At 63.6% G+C, this 16,052-nt stretch carries 18 protein-coding genes; 13 read left to right on the top strand and 5 right to left on the bottom strand.

Annotated elements, in window-relative coordinates:
- Positions 1–549: 549 nt before the first annotated feature.
- Together ABIC09_RS34330 and ABIC09_RS34335 are read left to right on the top strand one after the other, a co-directional pair.
- Entirely contained in the window at positions 550–1,041 is a 492-nt protein-coding gene (locus ABIC09_RS34330) for a (2Fe-2S)-binding protein (protein ID WP_092231998.1), read from the top strand.
- Positions 1,038–3,323 carry a xanthine dehydrogenase family protein molybdopterin-binding subunit gene (locus tag ABIC09_RS34335; protein WP_354112023.1) on the top strand — a complete coding sequence of 762 codons (2,286 nt, stop codon included), beginning with the start codon at positions 1,038–1,040 and terminating at the stop codon, positions 3,321–3,323. The genes ABIC09_RS34330 and ABIC09_RS34335 overlap by 4 nt, the downstream gene beginning before the upstream one ends.
- Positions 3,324–3,504: 181 nt before the next feature.
- On the opposite strand, the gene ABIC09_RS34340 is transcribed toward ABIC09_RS34335, so the two are convergent.
- Positions 3,505–4,605: a Fic family protein gene (locus tag ABIC09_RS34340; protein WP_354112062.1), complete on the bottom strand. Its 1,101-nt coding sequence runs from the start codon at positions 4,603–4,605 to the stop codon at positions 3,505–3,507.
- Positions 4,606–4,866: 261 nt separating this feature from the next.
- Here ABIC09_RS34340 and ABIC09_RS34345 point away from each other — a divergent pair, with 261 nt between their 5' ends.
- Positions 4,867–5,961: an HD-GYP domain-containing protein gene (locus ABIC09_RS34345; protein ID WP_148754265.1), complete on the top strand. Its 1,095-nt coding sequence runs from the start codon at positions 4,867–4,869 to the stop codon at positions 5,959–5,961.
- Positions 5,962–5,973: 12 nt separating this feature from the next.
- Here the strand turns inward: ABIC09_RS34345 and ABIC09_RS34350 are convergent, their stop codons facing one another.
- Complete coding sequence (locus ABIC09_RS34350; protein ID WP_354112024.1) at positions 5,974–6,384, bottom strand: VOC family protein; 411 nt, start codon at positions 6,382–6,384, stop codon at positions 5,974–5,976.
- A gap of 108 nt (positions 6,385–6,492) precedes the next feature.
- Between ABIC09_RS34350 and ABIC09_RS34355 the strand changes: the two genes are divergently transcribed.
- From ABIC09_RS34355 to ABIC09_RS34370, 4 genes are all read left to right on the top strand, one after another.
- Positions 6,493–7,467 (top strand): Bug family tripartite tricarboxylate transporter substrate binding protein, encoded by a 975-nt coding sequence (locus tag ABIC09_RS34355; protein ID WP_354112025.1) that lies wholly within the window; start codon positions 6,493–6,495, stop codon positions 7,465–7,467.
- A 103-nt stretch (positions 7,468–7,570) separates the two neighbouring features.
- Positions 7,571–8,020, top strand: a complete 450-nt coding sequence (locus ABIC09_RS34360) for an ArsR/SmtB family transcription factor (protein WP_148754268.1) — start codon at positions 7,571–7,573, stop codon at positions 8,018–8,020.
- Positions 8,020–8,364, top strand: coding sequence for an SRPBCC family protein (locus ABIC09_RS34365; RefSeq protein WP_246230221.1), 345 nt, complete (start codon positions 8,020–8,022; stop codon positions 8,362–8,364). Before ABIC09_RS34360 ends, ABIC09_RS34365 begins: the two co-directional genes overlap by 1 nt.
- Positions 8,365–8,380: 16 nt before the next feature.
- Positions 8,381–9,115 (top strand): DUF899 domain-containing protein, encoded by a 735-nt coding sequence (locus ABIC09_RS34370; protein ID WP_354112026.1) that lies wholly within the window; start codon positions 8,381–8,383, stop codon positions 9,113–9,115.
- A 175-nt stretch (positions 9,116–9,290) separates the two neighbouring features.
- Here ABIC09_RS34370 and ABIC09_RS34375 read toward each other — a convergent pair whose 3' ends face one another.
- Positions 9,291–10,547: a S1C family serine protease gene (locus ABIC09_RS34375; RefSeq protein ID WP_354112027.1), complete on the bottom strand. Its 1,257-nt coding sequence runs from the start codon at positions 10,545–10,547 to the stop codon at positions 9,291–9,293.
- A 199-nt stretch (positions 10,548–10,746) separates the two neighbouring features.
- Between ABIC09_RS34375 and ABIC09_RS34380 the strand changes: the two genes are divergently transcribed.
- The 4 genes from ABIC09_RS34380 (at position 10,747) to ABIC09_RS34395 (ending at position 13,059) form a co-directional block, all read left to right on the top strand.
- The gene (locus tag ABIC09_RS34380; RefSeq protein ID WP_354031363.1) at positions 10,747–11,364 is read left to right on the top strand and encodes a hypothetical protein; all 618 of its coding nucleotides are present in this window, start codon (positions 10,747–10,749) and stop codon (positions 11,362–11,364) included.
- Positions 11,351–11,725: a transcriptional regulator gene (locus ABIC09_RS34385; protein ID WP_187435214.1), complete on the top strand. Its 375-nt coding sequence runs from the start codon at positions 11,351–11,353 to the stop codon at positions 11,723–11,725. Before ABIC09_RS34380 ends, ABIC09_RS34385 begins: the two co-directional genes overlap by 14 nt.
- Positions 11,726–11,755: 30 nt before the next feature.
- Positions 11,756–12,496: a di-trans,poly-cis-decaprenylcistransferase gene (locus ABIC09_RS34390; RefSeq protein ID WP_148754273.1), complete on the top strand. Its 741-nt coding sequence runs from the start codon at positions 11,756–11,758 to the stop codon at positions 12,494–12,496.
- Positions 12,497–12,573: 77 nt separating this feature from the next.
- Positions 12,574–13,059 carry a Crp/Fnr family transcriptional regulator gene (locus ABIC09_RS34395; protein ID WP_148754274.1) on the top strand — a complete coding sequence of 162 codons (486 nt, stop codon included), beginning with the start codon at positions 12,574–12,576 and terminating at the stop codon, positions 13,057–13,059.
- Here ABIC09_RS34395 and ABIC09_RS34400 read toward each other — a convergent pair.
- Positions 12,998–13,825 carry a metallophosphoesterase family protein gene (locus ABIC09_RS34400; protein WP_354112028.1) on the bottom strand — a complete coding sequence of 276 codons (828 nt, stop codon included), beginning with the start codon at positions 13,823–13,825 and terminating at the stop codon, positions 12,998–13,000. The two genes, ABIC09_RS34395 and ABIC09_RS34400, sit on opposite strands and share 62 nt — an antisense overlap.
- Before the next feature lie 211 nt (positions 13,826–14,036).
- On the opposite strand from ABIC09_RS34400, the gene ABIC09_RS34405 reads away from it, so the two are divergent.
- Positions 14,037–14,726: a DNA-3-methyladenine glycosylase I gene (locus tag ABIC09_RS34405; RefSeq protein WP_148754276.1), complete on the top strand. Its 690-nt coding sequence runs from the start codon at positions 14,037–14,039 to the stop codon at positions 14,724–14,726.
- Between the two features lie 212 nt (positions 14,727–14,938).
- Entirely contained in the window at positions 14,939–15,232 is a 294-nt protein-coding gene (locus ABIC09_RS34410) for a hypothetical protein (protein ID WP_148754277.1), read from the top strand.
- Positions 15,233–15,338: 106 nt separating this feature from the next.
- Here ABIC09_RS34410 and ABIC09_RS34415 read toward each other — a convergent pair whose 3' ends face one another.
- Entirely contained in the window at positions 15,339–15,902 is a 564-nt protein-coding gene (locus tag ABIC09_RS34415; protein WP_354112029.1) for a hypothetical protein, read from the bottom strand.
- Positions 15,903–16,052 lie beyond the last annotated feature (150 nt).

The following is a 16,052-nucleotide window of genomic DNA, read 5'->3' on the forward strand; positions in this document are numbered from 1 at the left end:
CCAAAGACCATGCGAGACGGCTGGAACCGTCTCGCTGCTACGCTCGAGGGATATGCTCTTGCTAACCAAGAACAAAATCCGGGAATCCCATAGCCCCTTGTGGGAGAGGGTGGCTCGCCGCAAAGCGGCGAGACGGGTGAGGGGTATCTCTCCGCGAGTGAAGCTCGCAGTGAGTTCGCGGATAGATACCCCTCATCCGGGGCTGCGCGCCACCTTCTCCCACAAGGGGAGAAGGAATGTCCGCATCGGCGATCTCACTTCATCATACTTCATACTCTAGCCCGCTGGGTTACTCGGAGGAAACTGCCTCGTCGCGATGGCATCCATGCTTGGCGCACCTTCAATTGTGTCCAGTCGCTAGCGTCAGCGCTGTTGTCGCATCGCACAACAAGCGGACGCCGCGATAGTTTCGACTGATTCCAAATTGCATTTGCCTCCGCGCGCGAACGCGATCATTCTTGCGGGCAAGGCGGCCGCCGACCCGGTGGGTGTCCGCTACACAAGTTGCCGCCGTAAGCGGCTTCATTGCACCGGCAGGGGAAGACGCCTATGCCAACGCTCACCATCAACGGGCGGAGCATGTCCGTGGATGCGGCAAACGACACGCCGCTCCTTTGGGCCATCCGCGAACAATTGCAGATGACCGGAACGAAATTCGGCTGCGGTGCCGGCCTGTGCGGTGCCTGCACCGTGCATGTCAACGGCGAAGCCGTGCGCTCGTGCCAGACCATGGTCGGCGACGTCGCCGGCAAGAAGATCACCACCATCGAAGGTCTTTCCGCCAAGGGCGATCATCCCCTGCAGAAGGCGTGGATTGCCGAGCAGGTGCCGCAATGCGGCTACTGCCAGTCCGGGCAGATCATGCAGGCAGCCTCGCTGCTGGCGAAGAATGCCAATCCGACCAAGGAAGAGGTCGTGGCCCACATGGATGGCAATCTCTGCCGTTGCATGACCTATTCGCGGATCCAGAAGGCAATCATGCGCGCCGCCACCGAGATGCGCACCGCATCCGCCGCCGGCAACGAGCGGAGGCCCACATGAACCATCACGTGAAAAAAATCACCCCCGAGACATCAGATCTCAGCCGTCGCTCCTTCCTGGTCGGCACCGCCGCCACCGGCCTCGTGCTCGGATATGCCGGCGTGCCCGGCGTCGGCGAAGCACTCGCTGCGGCTCCCGCCAATTTCGAGCCGAGCGTCTGGTACGCGATCGCGCCCGATGGCCTGGTCACCGTAACCTGCGGCAAGGCAGACATGGGCCAGCACATCGCCTCCACCATGGCGCAGATCGTCTGCGAGGAGCTGGGTGCCAAGTGGAGCGACATGCGGGTCAACCTCGCCTCCAACGATCCAAAATTCAACGACCCGGTCCTCGGTGCACAGATCACCGGCGGCAGCTGGTCGACCATGATGAATTTCGACGCGATGAGCCGGGCGGGTGCTGCCGGACGCATGGCGTTGACCGAAGGTGCGGCCGCCGCGATGGGCGTACCGGCAGGCGAGCTCGCAGTGCGCGACTCCATGATCGTGCATGCGAAGTCGAAGAAGCAGATGTCGTTCGCCGATGTCGTGAAGAGCGGCAAGGCGACCAAGACCTTCACGCCCGACGAGCTGAAGGCGATCAAGCTGAAGGCGCCGGAACAGTACACCATGATCGGCGTGTCGGTGCCGCAGATCGACATTCCCTCCAAGACCAACGGCACGGCGAAGTACGGCATCGACGTGATGATTCCGGGCATGGTCTATGGCGCAGTGGTGACGCCGCCGGTGCGCTACGGCGCCACGGTGAAATCGGTCGACGACTCCGATGCGAAGAAGGTGCCAGGCTTCATCAAGGCTGTCACCCTCGACGACAAGACCCAGACCACGACCGGCTGGTTGGTTGCGGTCGCCAACACCTATGCCAACGCCAAGAAGGCGGCGGCGGCGCTGAAGGTCAGCTATGACGGCGGCCCGAATGCAAAGGTATCGAGTGAGTCGCTGCTCGATGAAGCCAAGCGGCTTCAGAAGCTCGATGATTCCGGCCAGTTCTTCGTCAAGGACGGCGATCCCGCGGCTGCTCTCGGAACAGCGGCCAAGGTGCTGGAGGCGGAATACACCACCAGCATCAACATCCACGCGCCGATGGAGCCGATGAACGCCACCGCGGAGTTCAAGGGCGACATCCTGCACATCTATTCCGGCAACCAGTTCGCGACGCGCTCCGGCGCGATTGCGGCCGGTGCTGCCGGGATCGATCCGAAGTTTGTGGTGATGCACCAGATGTGGCTCGGCGGCGGTTTCGGCCGCAGGCTCGACGCCGACATGATGGTGCCGGCGGTGCAGGCGGCGAAGGCCGTGGGCAAGCCGGTGAAGGTGATCTACACGCGCGAGAACGACATGACGATGGATTTCTCGCGTCCGCTCACCTACCAGAAAGTGAAGGCCGGCGTGGACGGCGACGGCAAGCTCGTCGCACTCAGCCACGACGTGGTCTCGGCCTGGCCGACGCAGCGCTGGGGTATCCCCGACTTCCTGTCGCCCTCGGTCGACAAGAAGGGGCCGCTCGATGCGTTCACGGTGAACGGGTCGGACTTCTTCTACACGGTGCCCAACCATCACGTGCGGGCGATCAAGAACGAGATGGCGCACAGCGCCACTCCGTCGGGTCAGCTCCGTTCGGTGGCGCCGGGCTGGACCTTCTGGGCGGTCGAAAGCATGATCGACGAGATCGCGGCCGCGGCCGGCAAGGATCCGGCGCAATACCGCATCTCGCTGCTCGACGGTGCCGGCAACAACGACGGCGGCGCGCAGCGGCTGCGCAACACGCTGCTGGCCGCGATGGGCCTTGCCGGCTACGGCACCAAGAAACTCCCCAAGGGAGAAGGCATGGGCGTCGCCTGCGTGTCGTCGCAGGAACGTGCGACCGCAAGCTGGACCGCTTGCGTCGCGCATGTCGCGGTGGCGCCGTCGGGCGAAGTGACCGTGAAGAAGCTCACGGTCGCGACTGATGTCGGCACGCAGGTGCATCCCGACAACATCCGTGCCCAGGTCGAGGGCGCGGCGTTGTGGGGCCTGTCGCTGGCGCTGTACGAGAAGGCGACGCTGAAGGACGGTGGCATCGAGCAGACCAACTTCGATGGCTACACGCCCTTGCGAATGAGCCAGGTGCCGGAGGTCGCGGTCGCCGTGATCGCCAATGGCGAGAAGGCCACCGGCGTCGGCGAGCCCGCGGTGACTGTGGTGGCGCCTGCCATCGGCAACGCCATCTTCAACGCCTCGGGCGCCCGCGTCCGGGCCCTGCCGATCACGGCCGAGGCCGTGAAGGGGGCGATGAAGGCATAAAGCCGCGCTTGATCGTGACGTCTGATGATCCGCCGGAGGGAAGCCTCCGGCGGATTTTCGTTTGGGATTTCCTGGAGGTCGTCATGCCCGGGCTTGTCCCGGGCATCCACGTTCTTGGCGCGGCAGGCAGGGCGTGGATGGCCGGGACAAGCCCGGCCATGACGATGTGGAAGCACTCGCTCTACGGCACCAGCGAATAACTCGTGCTGCGGCCGCCGGCGGCGTCCTTCTGAAGGATGCCCTTCTCGATCAGGTCTTCGATGTCGCGGGCAGCGGTCGCTTGCGAGACTCTGACAATTCGAGCCCATTTCGAAGAGGTGAGCTTGCCCTCAAATCCATCGATCAGGCGGTTCAACATCAGCCGCTGGCGATCATTGAGGGAACGCGCGCGATGGCGCTCCCAGAATCTTGCCTTGTGCAGCACGTTTCCGATGATGGTCTCGGCGCCGTCGAAAGCGCGATCGAGACAGTCGAGGAACCATTGTAGCCAATTGGTGATGTCGAGCGTTCCTCGCTGGGTTCTTTCGAGGATGTCGTAGTAGGCGTTGCGCTCTTTGCGGATTTGAGACGACATGCTGTAGAAGCGCTGCGTACTCTGTTCCGAACGCGCGAGGACGAGATCGGTTATCACGCGCGCAATGCGGCCGTTGCCGTCCTCGAACGGATGAACGGTCACAAACCAGAGATGCGCAACCGCGGCCTTGATGACAGGATCTGAGTCCCGGTCGGCGTTGAACCAATCGAGGAATGCGCTCATTTCATTCTCGAGCCGGTTGGCAGCGGGTGCTTCGAAATGAACGTGCTCGTGGCCGACTGGCCCGGAGACGACCTGCATGGCGCTTGACTGTTCGGCACGCCACCCGCCAACGACAATTTTCAACATCCCGCTCCGACCCGTCGGGAACAGGGCGGCGTGCCAGCCGAATAACCGGTCGGCGGTGATGGGCTGATCGAATTTCTGGGTGGCGTCGAGCGTCATATCGACGACGCCCTCGACGTTTCGCTCGACAGGCGTGAGCGCGCCAATATCGATGCCGAGCCGGCGGGCGATCGACGACCGGACCTGATTGCGATCGAGAATCTCACCTTCGATCTCGCTTGATTTGACGACATCTTCAGTGAGTGTCTGGAGCGAGGCTTCTGCCTTCAAGGTGAAGCCGAGACTTTCCATCCGGCCAAGCAGGCGGCCCTGCTTGTGACGTACCTGGGCCAGCCGCGCCGCCAGCCGGTCTGCGCTCCACTGAAACGCCGGCCAGTCGGCTCTGTCGTGGATATAGACCATATTCTCAGCATCAAATGGTGAGAATATAGGGTCTATTCTCGTCATGATCCAGCTATTCTCCTCATTTTTCGATGAGAATGGCTCGAGTGTCTACTGTGCATGGGGTTGTTTTCGCGGTTTTTGCTGGGCCGCCGCGGAACCCGAAACCCGTAAAATTGCGCGCAATTCCTGCAGGTTCCGTTGAGCACACCTCTTAAGGGCCGGAGAACCTGATCCGGCCTAGGCTGACGCCAAATACACTCCCGTGCCTTTGGGGAAGCCATGAACGCGCCAGCCAAATCCGCCGCCAAACGCCGGCTTCTGCTCGCCTCCGACCGGAGCGATGCGAGCACCGAGCTCGCCAGCATCCTGAAGGCGGTCGGCGATGTCTCGACGGTGACGACGCAGGACATCCCTGAACAGCCGTCGCGCGATCTCTCCGGCCTCGTGGTCGATATCAACCTGCGCGCGCCCGAGAGCGTGCAGCGGGTGCGCAACAAGCTGCGCGGCGATGCCTATCGCGCGATGCCGCGGCTGTTCGTGCTGGCTGACGCGCTTCATCACGGCACCATGCAGGCCTGGGCGCTGGGCGCCACCGACACCATCTCGCGTCCGCTTCAGCCCGAGGACATTTTGCAGCGCATCCGCGCCGCGTTTCCCGACACCGCGACCTATGACGCGACCGATCGCGGCAAGACGCTCAACCGCGGCGTCGAGGCGGCGCATGCGGTGCTGAAGAAGATGTTCGAGAAGCTGCCGCTCGGTATTCCCCTGACGTTCGACGACATCATCGCGGCCGAGAGCAAGATCCTGAAGGCGATCAAGCATTCCTCGCTGCGCGAATGGCTCACCACCGTCGGCTGCCACCATGTCGGCAGCTATCGCCACTGCCTGTTCGTCACCGGCTTTGCGGTTTCCTTCGCGCAGCATCTCGGCATGCGCGAGGACGACCAGCGCCGGCTGACCCGTGCCGCCCTGCTGCACGATGTCGGCAAGGCCTTCGTTGCCTCCAATCTGCTCGACAAGCCCGGCAAGCTCACCGACGAGGAGATGGCCGAGGTCCGCCAGCATCCGCGCCGCGGCTATGACGCGCTCGCAGCCCAGGGCGGCTTCCCGCCGGAGATGCTGGATGTCGTGCTGCATCACCACGAATTCCTCGATGGCAGCGGCTATCCAAACGCCCTATCGTCGAACCAGATCAGCGACATCGTGCGGCTGACGACCATCGTCGACATCTATGCAGCCCTGGTGGAGAAGCGGGCCTACCGCATGCCCTTCACGCACTCGCGTGCCTTCACGATGATGGAAGGCATGGGCGGCAAGCTGGACCAGCAGCTGCTGCAGGCGTTCCGCCCCGTGGCGCTGGGGTCGTTCTGAGCCGGTACCGTGCTAGTCCTCGTAAGATGAAATCTCGATCAGGCTGCCATCCGGATCCCGGCAATAGACCGAGCGCAGCGTGCCGCGGGCGCCTTGCCTCGGGCCCGGGCCTTGCTCGATCGCGACGCCATGCGCCTGCAAATGCGCCACCACCTCGTCGGGCGTCGCCGAGGTGAGGAAGCACAGATCCTCGCTGCCGGCGGTCTGGTGGTCGGCGGTGAACCACTCCACCTTGTCGGCGTCGCGCGGCCGGACGTTGATCTTCTGTTGACCAAATTGAAGCGAGGTCCGCGGCGCTTTGCCGCCGCCGGGGTCGAACACCTTGACTTCCATGCCGAGAATCTTGCGATACCACTCGGTGGCAATTGCGACGTCGGCGACGTTGATCACGAGATGATCGAGGGCTTCGACCTTGATCGGCATGCCTTATCCTTTCGTCGCCATGAACGTTGCGCACTTTCCGCGCGTGGCGGGCTTTGTTACAACGCCGCTGACGCCACGATCAAGAACAACACTGGGAGAACCCTTGAGATGATCACTCGCCGTTCCGCGCTCGGCCTGCTCGCCGCCACCCCGCTTGCAGCCAGCCCGCTGTCGAAGGCCTTCGCCGCGGATTATCCGTCCCGGCCGGTGAAGTTCGTGGTCGGCTATCCGCCGGGCGGCGCCACCGACATCCTGGCGCGCTTGATCGGCCAGCGGCTCTCGGAGCGGCTCGGCCAGCAATTCGTGATCGAGAACAAGCCGGGCGCCGGCAACAATATCGGCACCGAATCGGTCGTGAACGCCGAGCCCGACGGCTACACCGTCTTGCTGGTCAATCCGGCGAACTACATCAACGCCACGCTCTACGCCAATCTCAAGTTCAACTTCGTCCGCGACGTCGCGCCGATCACCGCGTTCCAGCGCGTGCCGAACGTGATGACCGTCAACAACGACGTGCCGGCCAAGACCGTCGCCGAGTTCATCGAGTATGTGAAGGCCAACCCCGGCAAGGTGAACATGGCCTCCTCCGGCAACGGCACCTCGGTGCATCTGTCCGGCGAAATGTTCATGGCGATGACCGGCTGCAAGATGCAGCACGTGCCCTATCGCGGCGCTGCGCCCGCGATCACCGACATGCTCGGCGGCCAGGTGCAGGTGATCTTCGACAACATGCCCTCGATCATCCAGCACATCCGCTCCGGCTCGCTTCGCGCGCTCGGCGTCACCACGGCGCAGCGCTCGCCGCAGCTGCCGGACGTTCCCGCGATCGGCGAGACCGTGAAGGACTACGAGGCGAGCGCGTTGTTCGGCATGGGTGCGCCGAAGAACATGCCGAAGGACATGATCGCCAAGCTCAACAACGAGATCAACACGCTCATGAAGGAGCCCGACATGACCAAGCGGCTGGTCGAGCTCGGCGGCGATCCGCTGGTGCTGACGCCGGAGGCGTTCGGCCAGGAGATCGAGGCCGAGACCGCGAAGTGGAAGAAGGTCGTCGAGTTCGCCGGCCTCAAGGTCGAGTAGCAATCGCGTGAATGACCGGACATGAAGCCCCGCCGCAAGGCGGGGCTTTTTCCCTGCGTGGTTCCCGCTTGACGGGGTGGCTGTTGCGTCTATACTAAACCTTATGGTTAAGTATAAAGACGAGAGGCTCGATCGTACCTTTGCGGCGCTGTCCGATCCGACACGGCGCGCGCTGCTCGCGCGTCTCGGCGAAAAGGACAGCTCGGTGAGCGAGCTGGCGGCGCCGTTCTCGATCTCGCTCCCGGCGATCATGAAGCATCTCGACGTGCTTACGGATGCGGGCCTGATCGTGCGCGAGAAGGCCGGACGCACGGTCTCCTGCCGGCTTACCGCGCAGCCGATGGAGCAGGCGATGAACTGGCTCAATCGCTACGCGCAATTCTGGTCCGAGAGCTTCGACCGCCTTGCCGCATTTGTGGAGGACAAACCATGGTCAGTGCAGCCGCCAACGCCGCCGAACGCGCAACCGAAGGTCCAAGCCTCACGCTCACGCGCCGGCTCCGCGCGCGGCCGGAAAAGGTCTTCGCCGCCTGGACGCAAGCCGAGCAGTTAGTGCAATGGTTCGGGCCGCCGAACATGAAGCCGGCGACGCTGAATGCCGAGCTCGATGTTCGCTCCGGTGGCCGCTACCGCATCTCCTTCACCCGCGAGGACGGCGAATATTTCGAGGCGGGCGGCCTCTATCGCGAGGTTGTGCCGAACGAGCGGCTGGTCTTCACCTGGGCCTGGCATTCGACGCCGGAACGCGAATCGCTGGTGACGATCACGCTGAAGCCGGACAGTGCCGGGACGCTGATGATTTTTCATCACGCCCAGTTCTTCGACGAAACCGCGCGCGACAATCACCAGCGTGGCTGGAGCTCGTTCTTCGACAAGCTCGATACCTTCGTCGCCTGACCGCAAGGAGGACATCATGCAGCAACATCAGATCGTCTCGCGCGAGCAATGGGTCGCCGCCCGCAAAGCCCATCTGGCGCATGAGAAGGAGTTGAGCCGGGCCCGCGAACGCCTTGCCGAGGAGCGCCGCGCATTGCCCTGGGTAAAGGTCGACAAGGGCTATGTATTCGATGGTCCGAACGGCAAGGTCACGCTCGGCGATCTCTTCAAGGGCCGCCCGCAGCTCGTGGTGCAGCACGTGATGTTCGCGCCCGACTGGGAGGCCGCCTGCAAGAGCTGCTCTTTCTGGGCCGATGGTTTCGAGCGCATGGTGCCGCATCTGGCGGCGCGCGACACCACCATGGTCGCGATCTCGCTGGCGTCAGTCGAAAAGCTCGAGGCGTTCAAGAAGCGCATGGGCTGGAGCTTTGAGTGGGTGTCCTCAGGCCACAACGACTTTAACTATGATTACGAGGTCTCGTTCACGCGCGAGCAGATCGACCATGGCGCCCCGAAATACAATTTCGGCACCACGCCGTTCTATGGGCCCGAGCTGCCCGGCATCAGCGTGTTCTATCGCAACGAGGCCGGCTCGATCTTTCACACCTATTCCTGCTTCGCCCGCGGCCTCGACATGATGAACGCGGCCTATCAATATCTCGACCTCACCCCGCTCGGCCGTCACGAGGAGGGTCTGCCCTATCCGATGGACTGGGTCCGCCTGCACGACCAGTACGAGCCGCAGGCGAAGGGCGCGTGCTGCCACGGGTGATTTGATGGGCACGTTGTGCACGCATCAACGGCGTCATCGCCCGGCTTGATGTGCGGGCGATCCAGTAGTCCGAAACGGGAGTGCTTGAATCGGTAGGTCGCGGCGTGCTGGATTCCCCGCCTTCGCGGGGAACGACAGCGGTGGGTAAGGTGGCAACTTGCCTTTGATCCGCTTCTTACTTCTTCGCGTCGGCCTGCTCGGTCCCTTTACACGAGATCAGCATCGTGTAGGCGCGGGCGTTGCCGGCGATGTCGGTGGTCTTGAGCTCGCCCTTCGGCTCGGCCGTCTGGTACGGTACAACCGAATTGTCGAGGAAGTCGCGCAACGCGCCGGTCTTGATGGCGAAGTTGATGTTCTCGGGAATGTTGCCGGTGGCCGCGGCTATGCGCAAGCCGGGAAGCTTTCCCGTGACCACGCCCACAATCTGACCGCTATTGTCGAACAGCGGGCCGCCGCTATTGCCGGGCTGCACCGGTGCGCTAATTTGCAGGAATCGCGTGTCGTTGAGCATGCCGCTGAGCGAGCTCACGATCCCGGTCGTCACGGTGAAGTCCGACGTGAGCAAGCCATGATAGGGAAAGCCGATCGCGACGACGGAATCGCCGGAGTGGAACGAGCGATCGCGGATCCGGGCGAAGTCCTTGAATGCCACGGCCGATGACGGCTGCAACAAAGCCAGATCGTTGTTCGCATCGCTCGACACGACTCGCAACACCATCGCGGGTTCGCCAGTGAGATTCCCCTTGAGTTCGCTGCAACCGTCGATCACGTGGTTGTTGGTGACGATATGCCCGCTGGCGCTGACCACGAAGCCGGTGCCAAAGCCGGAGCTACTCTTGGCTCCTTTGCCGGGCTTGCTGGCAGGCGGTGCGCCTTGCTTGTCCGCCGCGGCTGCCGGCTTCGCGGCACCCTTGGTGAAATCGCCGGCCTTGTCGAGCCCGTCGGCTTTCACCTTGATCACGCAATTGGCCAATGCGGCGATCACCGGTCCGGTCGAGGTCAGATCGAAATTCAGAACGGCGCGGCCGGCCGTCGCCACCATCAGGCTCGCCTTCTGAAACGCACGCACAACGTTGAGCGGCATGATGGCCGTGAGCATGTTGGGCTGGTACGCGGTGGCGTACAGCCTGGCTTGCTCCTGCCCATCAAACGTCACGTCGATCGCGGCGTTCTCGCCCTTGTTGAAGCGGTAGCCGGGACTCGCAAAGGCGAGCGACCATGTGCCGGCGGCATTTTGGCTCACGACGAGGATGACGCCGCTCGCATAAGGCGTTGTCGCCGCACAATGGGAGAAGGCGCCCGTTTGATCGTTGCTGAAGGCACCGCCGATCCAGTTGCCGACATTGACCGAGCCGAACGGTCCGGCCGCATTTGCTGCTCCGGCAAGGCTCAGCTGCAAAAGAGAGGTAACGACAAACGACCTAAGCAACATAACTTCCCCCGGGACGGCGTTTGGGTCCATCTTATCCGCGCGGGCAGGCGTTGCGCAACCGGCAGTTGTCCGGCCGGTCCATGTCTCCTGCTTGCGACATTCCGGCTTGCCTTTGCTTTGTAGCGCGGTATACTTTGTGATACAAAGTGACCGGGGCGATTCCGGCCGCAAGGGGTGGAGCGGAGTTTAGGCGTTGCCGATGCGCGATCTCGACAAGGCGCTGGCGGACATCGTGGCGATTCGCAGCCAGATTGCGGCTGGGACGGCGTTCCGCGGTTATGGTCCGGCGACGATGGCTGCGACCGGCGCGATCGCGCTTGCCACCGCGATCCTGCAATTCTGGCTGCTCGGCGATCCCACCGGCGAGCCGCTCGGCTTCTTTCTTGGCTGGTTCGTTGCGGCTATGCTGTCCGGGGCGATGATCTGGATCGAGATGCGCGCGCGCTCGCACCGTCATCATTCGGGCCTCGCCGACGCCATGATCCATCAGGCGGTCGAGCAGTTCTTGCCCGCGGCCGTCGCCGGCGTCCTGCTCGCGGTGGTGATGTGGAAGTTCGCAGCCGAGACGCTGTGGCTCCTGCCGGGACTGTGGCAGATCCTGGTCTCGCTCGGCATTTTCGCCTCCATCCGCTCGCTGCCGCGCAGCGTGGCGTTTGCCGGGGCCTGGTACTTCATCTCGGGCTTTGCGGTGGTGGTGCTGGCGAGCCGGACCCACATGCTGTCACCATGGACCATGGGATTGCCTTTCGTGATCGGCCAGTCGGTGATGGCGGCCATTCTGTATGTCGCGTCCGGAGAGAATGATGTCGAAGACTGACAGCGCGCCGTTCTCCTATGAAGGGCTCGACCGTGTGATCCACGAGAAGGCGAGGCTCGGGCTTCTGACCTCGCTGATGGCGTACCCGAAGGGGCTTGCCTTCGCCGATCTCAAGCAGCTCTGCGGCCTCACCGACGGCAATCTCAGCCGGCACCTCGCCGTGCTCCAGGAGGCCGGTCTGGTCGAGGTGACCAAGGGCTATGAGGGCAATCGCCCGCACACCACCTGCCGTCTGACCAGGACCGGCCGCCGCCGCTTCCTCGACTATCTCGCCGTGCTCGAGCGGCTGGTGCGCGATGCCGCCAGGGCCGCCGGCCGCGAGGCACCGCCGCTTGGCCGCCTCGGCATTCTTCCGACCTGATCGCCCCCTTTTTTGACTGGAGGCTTTGCGATGCAAAGTGACGTCACGCCCCCTAACGAGAAGCTTCATGTCGGCATCATCATGGATGGCAACGGACGATGGGCGACGCGGCGCGGCCTGTCGCGCATGCGCGGTCACGAGGCCGGCGTCGAGACGATCCGGCGCATCGTCGAGGCCGCGCCGAAGCAGGGCATCGGCACGCTGACGCTGTATGCGTTCTCGACCGACAATTGGCGCCGGCCGAAGGCCGAGGTCGCCGCGCTGATGACGCTGCTGCGCTTCTATCTCGCCAATGAGGTGCAGAGCCTGGTGAAGAACGGCGTGCGGCTCAACGTGATCGGCCGTCGCGACCGATTGCCGGACGGCATCGCCACCGCCATCGCGCGCGCGGAGGCCGCCACTGCCCACGGCACCACGTTGCATCTGCGCATCGCCGTCGACTATTCCGCGCGCGACGCCATCCTGAACGCTGCGGCGAAGGCGGCCGCGCTGACCAGCCTCACCCGCGAAGCCTTCTCGCAACTGGTGACCGGCGAGGCCGGCTTGCGCGACGTCGATCTCATCATCCGCACGTCGGGTGAAAAGCGACTATCGGACTTCCTGCTCTGGGAAGGCGCCTATGCCGAGCTGCATTTCACCGAGCGGATGTGGCCGGAATTCGATGCAGGCGATCTTGCCGCGGCGCTCGCCTCCTTCCATGGCCGCGAGCGTCGCTTCGGCGGCCTCCAGGCCATTATGCCGGAGGAGGTGCCTTCACTCTCGCGGGCGTGACGCGCGGCACGCTCAAAAACCGCTGCATCTCCCTGCGGATCGTGCTCTACTGTCTCTGAGGACGGGAGTTTGCGGCGATGCGCGCGGTTCTGGATTATTGCACCGGGGGAACTGAGCGGCAGATTGCGGCCGGCACGCATCTGGTGACCGAAGGCGGCGCCTCCGGCCATCTCTATGTGCTGATGAGCGGCAAGCTCGAGGTGCTCAAGGGCGAGATGGTGGTCGCCACCATTGCCGAGCCCGGTGCGGTGCTGGGCGAGATGTCCGTGTTGCTGGGGCTGCCGCACACGGCGACTGTGCGGGCTTGCGCCGACACCGTCGTCTACGAGTTCGAGGACGCTGCCTCGCTCCTCAAGCGGGAGCCGGAGGTCACGCTGTTGATCGCGCGCATGCTGGCGCAGCGGCTCAATGCCGCCAACACCTATCTCGCCGATCTCAAGCGGCAATATGCCGGTCACGGCACGCATCTCGCCATGGTCGGCGAGGTGCTGCAGAGCATGATCAACCTGCCGCCGCTCGAGGTCTCGCCAGGCTCGGATCGGCAATCCGACCCAAGGATGTAAGCCAGTCAGGTGGATTCTCGATCGTGGCGGCCGGTCGCTTTAACGGCGCGCCGAGATCAATCCACTGCGCCTCGCCCGCCGCCAGCCAGAACGCCCTGTTCTCATCCAGGTCCAGCACGATATGTGTCGGCGGTCGTCCCGGTTGCAGGCCGGCATTGAACACCCACGTCTGGCCCAGCCGGTCGAACCACGAGCCGTCCGTGATGAAGGGGGATTGATGCACATGGCCCGAGATCACCATCGACGGCTGATACTGCATGGTCCACTGCACCAGCTCGACGTCGCCGAAGAACCGCTTGCCGCCCCAACTGGTCGGCGAATTGGCCGGCGGCGCGTGATGCGCCCATATCCACCGCTGCGGACGGTTGAGCGAGGCATTGCGCAGCTGCTCGGCGATGCGCTGCTTGACCAGCGGTCCGTCCCACCACGGGCAAGCTGTGAACAGCGTGTCGCCGATCGTGAGATTGTCGCCGTCGCAGGTGATGCCCAGCTCGCGTACCTCCGAGATCCAGCGCGAGATCTTCTCGCCCTCCGCGTTGCGCTCGTCGAGGTCGTGATTGCCGGAGCAGAGAATGACCCTGGTCTGCGCCGCGATCAGCGCAAGGTACTTCTTCACCACCACGATCTGGGCACGGAAATCCACCATCGATCCGATGTCCAGCGCGTCGCCAGCGAAGATCACAAGGTCGAATTGCGGCGCCGCGCTGACGAGCCAATCGAGCTGCGGCAACGAGTAGTGCAGGTCGGCCACGACCAGGCAGCGCATTGAGAATCCGTCGGAGAGAGCGTGAAAATGTCTGCGAATTCCAAACTGTCATAAAGCAAGAAGCGGACCAGCACGGCCGCCTGGTTCTGCCAATCCGGCAGGAAGGAAGCATGCTGTGACGCGCGGGAGCGCGCAAGTGGCGGTGCGTCGCAGGACTGGACCGGATCGTCGAATTCTGGTGTCGTGGCGCGCCTTCAACGCGAGCGATCGCATGACCTCCTTCAAGACCATTCGTGCCCGTGCCGAGAAGCGCAAAGGCGGGCCCAAGGCGCTCGACAGTCTGATGCCTGACAAGCCCGACCTGAAGGGGCTCGCAAAACTTGGCGACGATCGCATCCTCGCGGAGATGACCAGGCGGGTGTTTTGCGCGGGCTTCGCCTGGAGCGTGATCGATGCGAAGTGGGGCGGCTTTGAAGATGCCTTCCTGCGCTTCCAGCCGGCCAAGCTCAGCTTCCAGCCCGAAGATTACTGGGAAGCCCTGCTGCGCGATGCGCGGATCGTGCGCAATGGCGCCAAGATCATGTCGGTGCGCGACAACGCCGCCTTCGTGCAGGAGATTGCGAAGGAGCATGGCAGCTTCGGCAAGTTTCTGGCGAAATGGCCGCCGTCCAACGAGATCGGCCTGCTCGATCTCCTGACCAAGCGCGGCTCGAGGCTCGGCGGCAACACCGGCCAGATGCTGCTGCGCTTCGTCGGCTGGGACGGATTCGTCACCTCGAAGGATGTCGTCGCCTGCCTGCGCGATGCCGGCCTCGACATCGCCGAAGAGGTCAAGTCGAAGGGCGATCTCGCCAAGGTGCAGGCGCAGTTCAACGCCTGGGCGGAGGAGACGGGGCTGCCCTACATACATCTGTCACGCATCTGCGCGCTCTCGGTCGGCGAAAACCGGAGCGAGCACTAGCGCTCATCGATCAGATCGTGGACATCGTGTGGCGATCTCGCGCCGTCGGCGCGGCAGATGCAACGTGCGATCACGAAATTCATTTCGCTGGAACATTTGTGAGCAGCACCCGTTCGGAGTTTGAGCCAGGCGACACAGGCGCAGGGAACACGCGCTCCGGCCAAACCTTGGTTCAAGCCATGAAACCCGACATGACAGAAACGGAGCAGCTCATGAAGCTCACATCCGACCAGGTGAAGCAGACCGTCAACCAGCTCGGCGCCCAGGTGCTGCCCGACGAGCATCCCGCCATGCCCCAGCTGAACAGCATGTTTGGGGAACATACCTTCTTCGTCGACGAGATGGGATTGAAAGTCCTCGAGCCGACGCCATCGCTCGGCGCGGAGCGCGAGACCGGTGAAGTCGTCAGCCTCGCCGACTGGAGCGATGCGGATTTGACGCGCCTGATGGCGCACGAGCCCGAGCCGACCGGCGTGATCGTGGTGTTCGAGCATGTCAGGCACTGAGACCGCGAGGACGAGGGCCGCGTATGGCCCCCGTCCGGATCGCAGCTGAGCCACCCTTTGGGATGCCGAAGGATAGCCGGATCAGACGCGTGTTGCGTCGCCGATATCAGATCCGGTCGTTGAGAAGGACATTGGACAGCGAGGGGTCGGAGGGATTGGACGTGCCGTTCGATCCCGACCCGCTGTAGGTCGAATCCGCGAGCGAGGCTTTCAGCGAATCCAGGAATTTCTCGAGCAGATCCGCCGTCGAATTGCCACTCGACGAAGTGTTCGTGCCGCTGGACGAGCTGTCGGTGCCGCCGACAGGAGGCGGCGCGTTGAACGGTGGCGGTCCGCCCGCTCCACCTGGTCCGTGCGCGAACGCAGACTTGAAGATACCTTGCAGCTCGGTGGCCTGCTGGTCGGTGAGCTTGCCGGACGACACCTCCTGCTGAATCAGACTATCGATCCTCGACTTGATGCCGTCAGGTCCGCTGCCGCTGCCGGGTTGATCGCTTGTCCCGTCCGATTGCAGGGAGGAGTCGATATCGTCGAGCGCGGAGGACAGCGCCGACTGATCGGATGCACTGATCGTGTCGGAACTGACTTCCGATTGCAGCTCGTCTTGCAGTCGCTGCAGGGGCGATGTGTGTTGGTGGTGATGTGTGGAGAGCGCCGAAATCGAGGTCATGGTTGCTATCCGTGCTTTTGGTGGGCTCGGGTCGATATTGCCCAAGTCGCATCCAGTCCTGGGTTCGCAGGTTCACCTTGGCGGTTGGATTTGCCCGGTCGGGCGGTGGTAGACACGGGAGCTGGCGCCGAGCCGTTGGAGCCGCAGTCC

Origin of the sequence: Bradyrhizobium sp. S3.12.5 (genome assembly GCF_040548225.1) — a bacterium.
In the GTDB taxonomy this organism is placed as follows: domain Bacteria; phylum Pseudomonadota; class Alphaproteobacteria; order Rhizobiales; family Xanthobacteraceae; genus Bradyrhizobium; species Bradyrhizobium cytisi.

Excerpts from the sequence above, each read along its gene's own strand:
- ABIC09_RS34340 (WP_354112062.1), bottom strand. The coding sequence starts at position 4,605 with ATGGTCTATATCCACGACAGAGCCGACTGGCCGGCGTTTCAGTGGAGC.
- ABIC09_RS34415 (WP_354112029.1), bottom strand. The coding sequence starts at position 15,902 with ATGACCTCGATTTCGGCGCTCTCCACACATCACCACCAACACACATCG.
- ABIC09_RS34355 (WP_354112025.1), top strand. The coding sequence starts at position 6,493 with ATGATCACTCGCCGTTCCGCGCTCGGCCTGCTCGCCGCCACCCCGCTT.
- ABIC09_RS34375 (WP_354112027.1), bottom strand. The coding sequence starts at position 10,547 with ATGTTGCTTAGGTCGTTTGTCGTTACCTCTCTTTTGCAGCTGAGCCTT.
- ABIC09_RS34385 (WP_187435214.1), top strand. The coding sequence starts at position 11,351 with ATGTCGAAGACTGACAGCGCGCCGTTCTCCTATGAAGGGCTCGACCGT.
- ABIC09_RS34400 (WP_354112028.1), bottom strand. The coding sequence starts at position 13,825 with ATGCGCTGCCTGGTCGTGGCCGACCTGCACTACTCGTTGCCGCAGCTC.
- ABIC09_RS34345 (WP_148754265.1), top strand. The coding sequence starts at position 4,867 with ATGAACGCGCCAGCCAAATCCGCCGCCAAACGCCGGCTTCTGCTCGCC.
- ABIC09_RS34380 (WP_354031363.1), top strand. The coding sequence starts at position 10,747 with ATGCGCGATCTCGACAAGGCGCTGGCGGACATCGTGGCGATTCGCAGC.
- ABIC09_RS34410 (WP_148754277.1), top strand. The coding sequence starts at position 14,939 with ATGAAGCTCACATCCGACCAGGTGAAGCAGACCGTCAACCAGCTCGGC.
- ABIC09_RS34335 (WP_354112023.1), top strand. The coding sequence starts at position 1,038 with ATGAACCATCACGTGAAAAAAATCACCCCCGAGACATCAGATCTCAGC.
- ABIC09_RS34360 (WP_148754268.1), top strand. The coding sequence starts at position 7,571 with ATGGTTAAGTATAAAGACGAGAGGCTCGATCGTACCTTTGCGGCGCTG.
- ABIC09_RS34405 (WP_148754276.1), top strand. The coding sequence starts at position 14,037 with ATGACCTCCTTCAAGACCATTCGTGCCCGTGCCGAGAAGCGCAAAGGC.
- ABIC09_RS34330 (WP_092231998.1), top strand. The coding sequence starts at position 550 with ATGCCAACGCTCACCATCAACGGGCGGAGCATGTCCGTGGATGCGGCA.
- ABIC09_RS34350 (WP_354112024.1), bottom strand. The coding sequence starts at position 6,384 with ATGCCGATCAAGGTCGAAGCCCTCGATCATCTCGTGATCAACGTCGCC.
- ABIC09_RS34370 (WP_354112026.1), top strand. The coding sequence starts at position 8,381 with ATGCAGCAACATCAGATCGTCTCGCGCGAGCAATGGGTCGCCGCCCGC.
- ABIC09_RS34395 (WP_148754274.1), top strand. The coding sequence starts at position 12,574 with ATGCGCGCGGTTCTGGATTATTGCACCGGGGGAACTGAGCGGCAGATT.
- ABIC09_RS34390 (WP_148754273.1), top strand. The coding sequence starts at position 11,756 with ATGCAAAGTGACGTCACGCCCCCTAACGAGAAGCTTCATGTCGGCATC.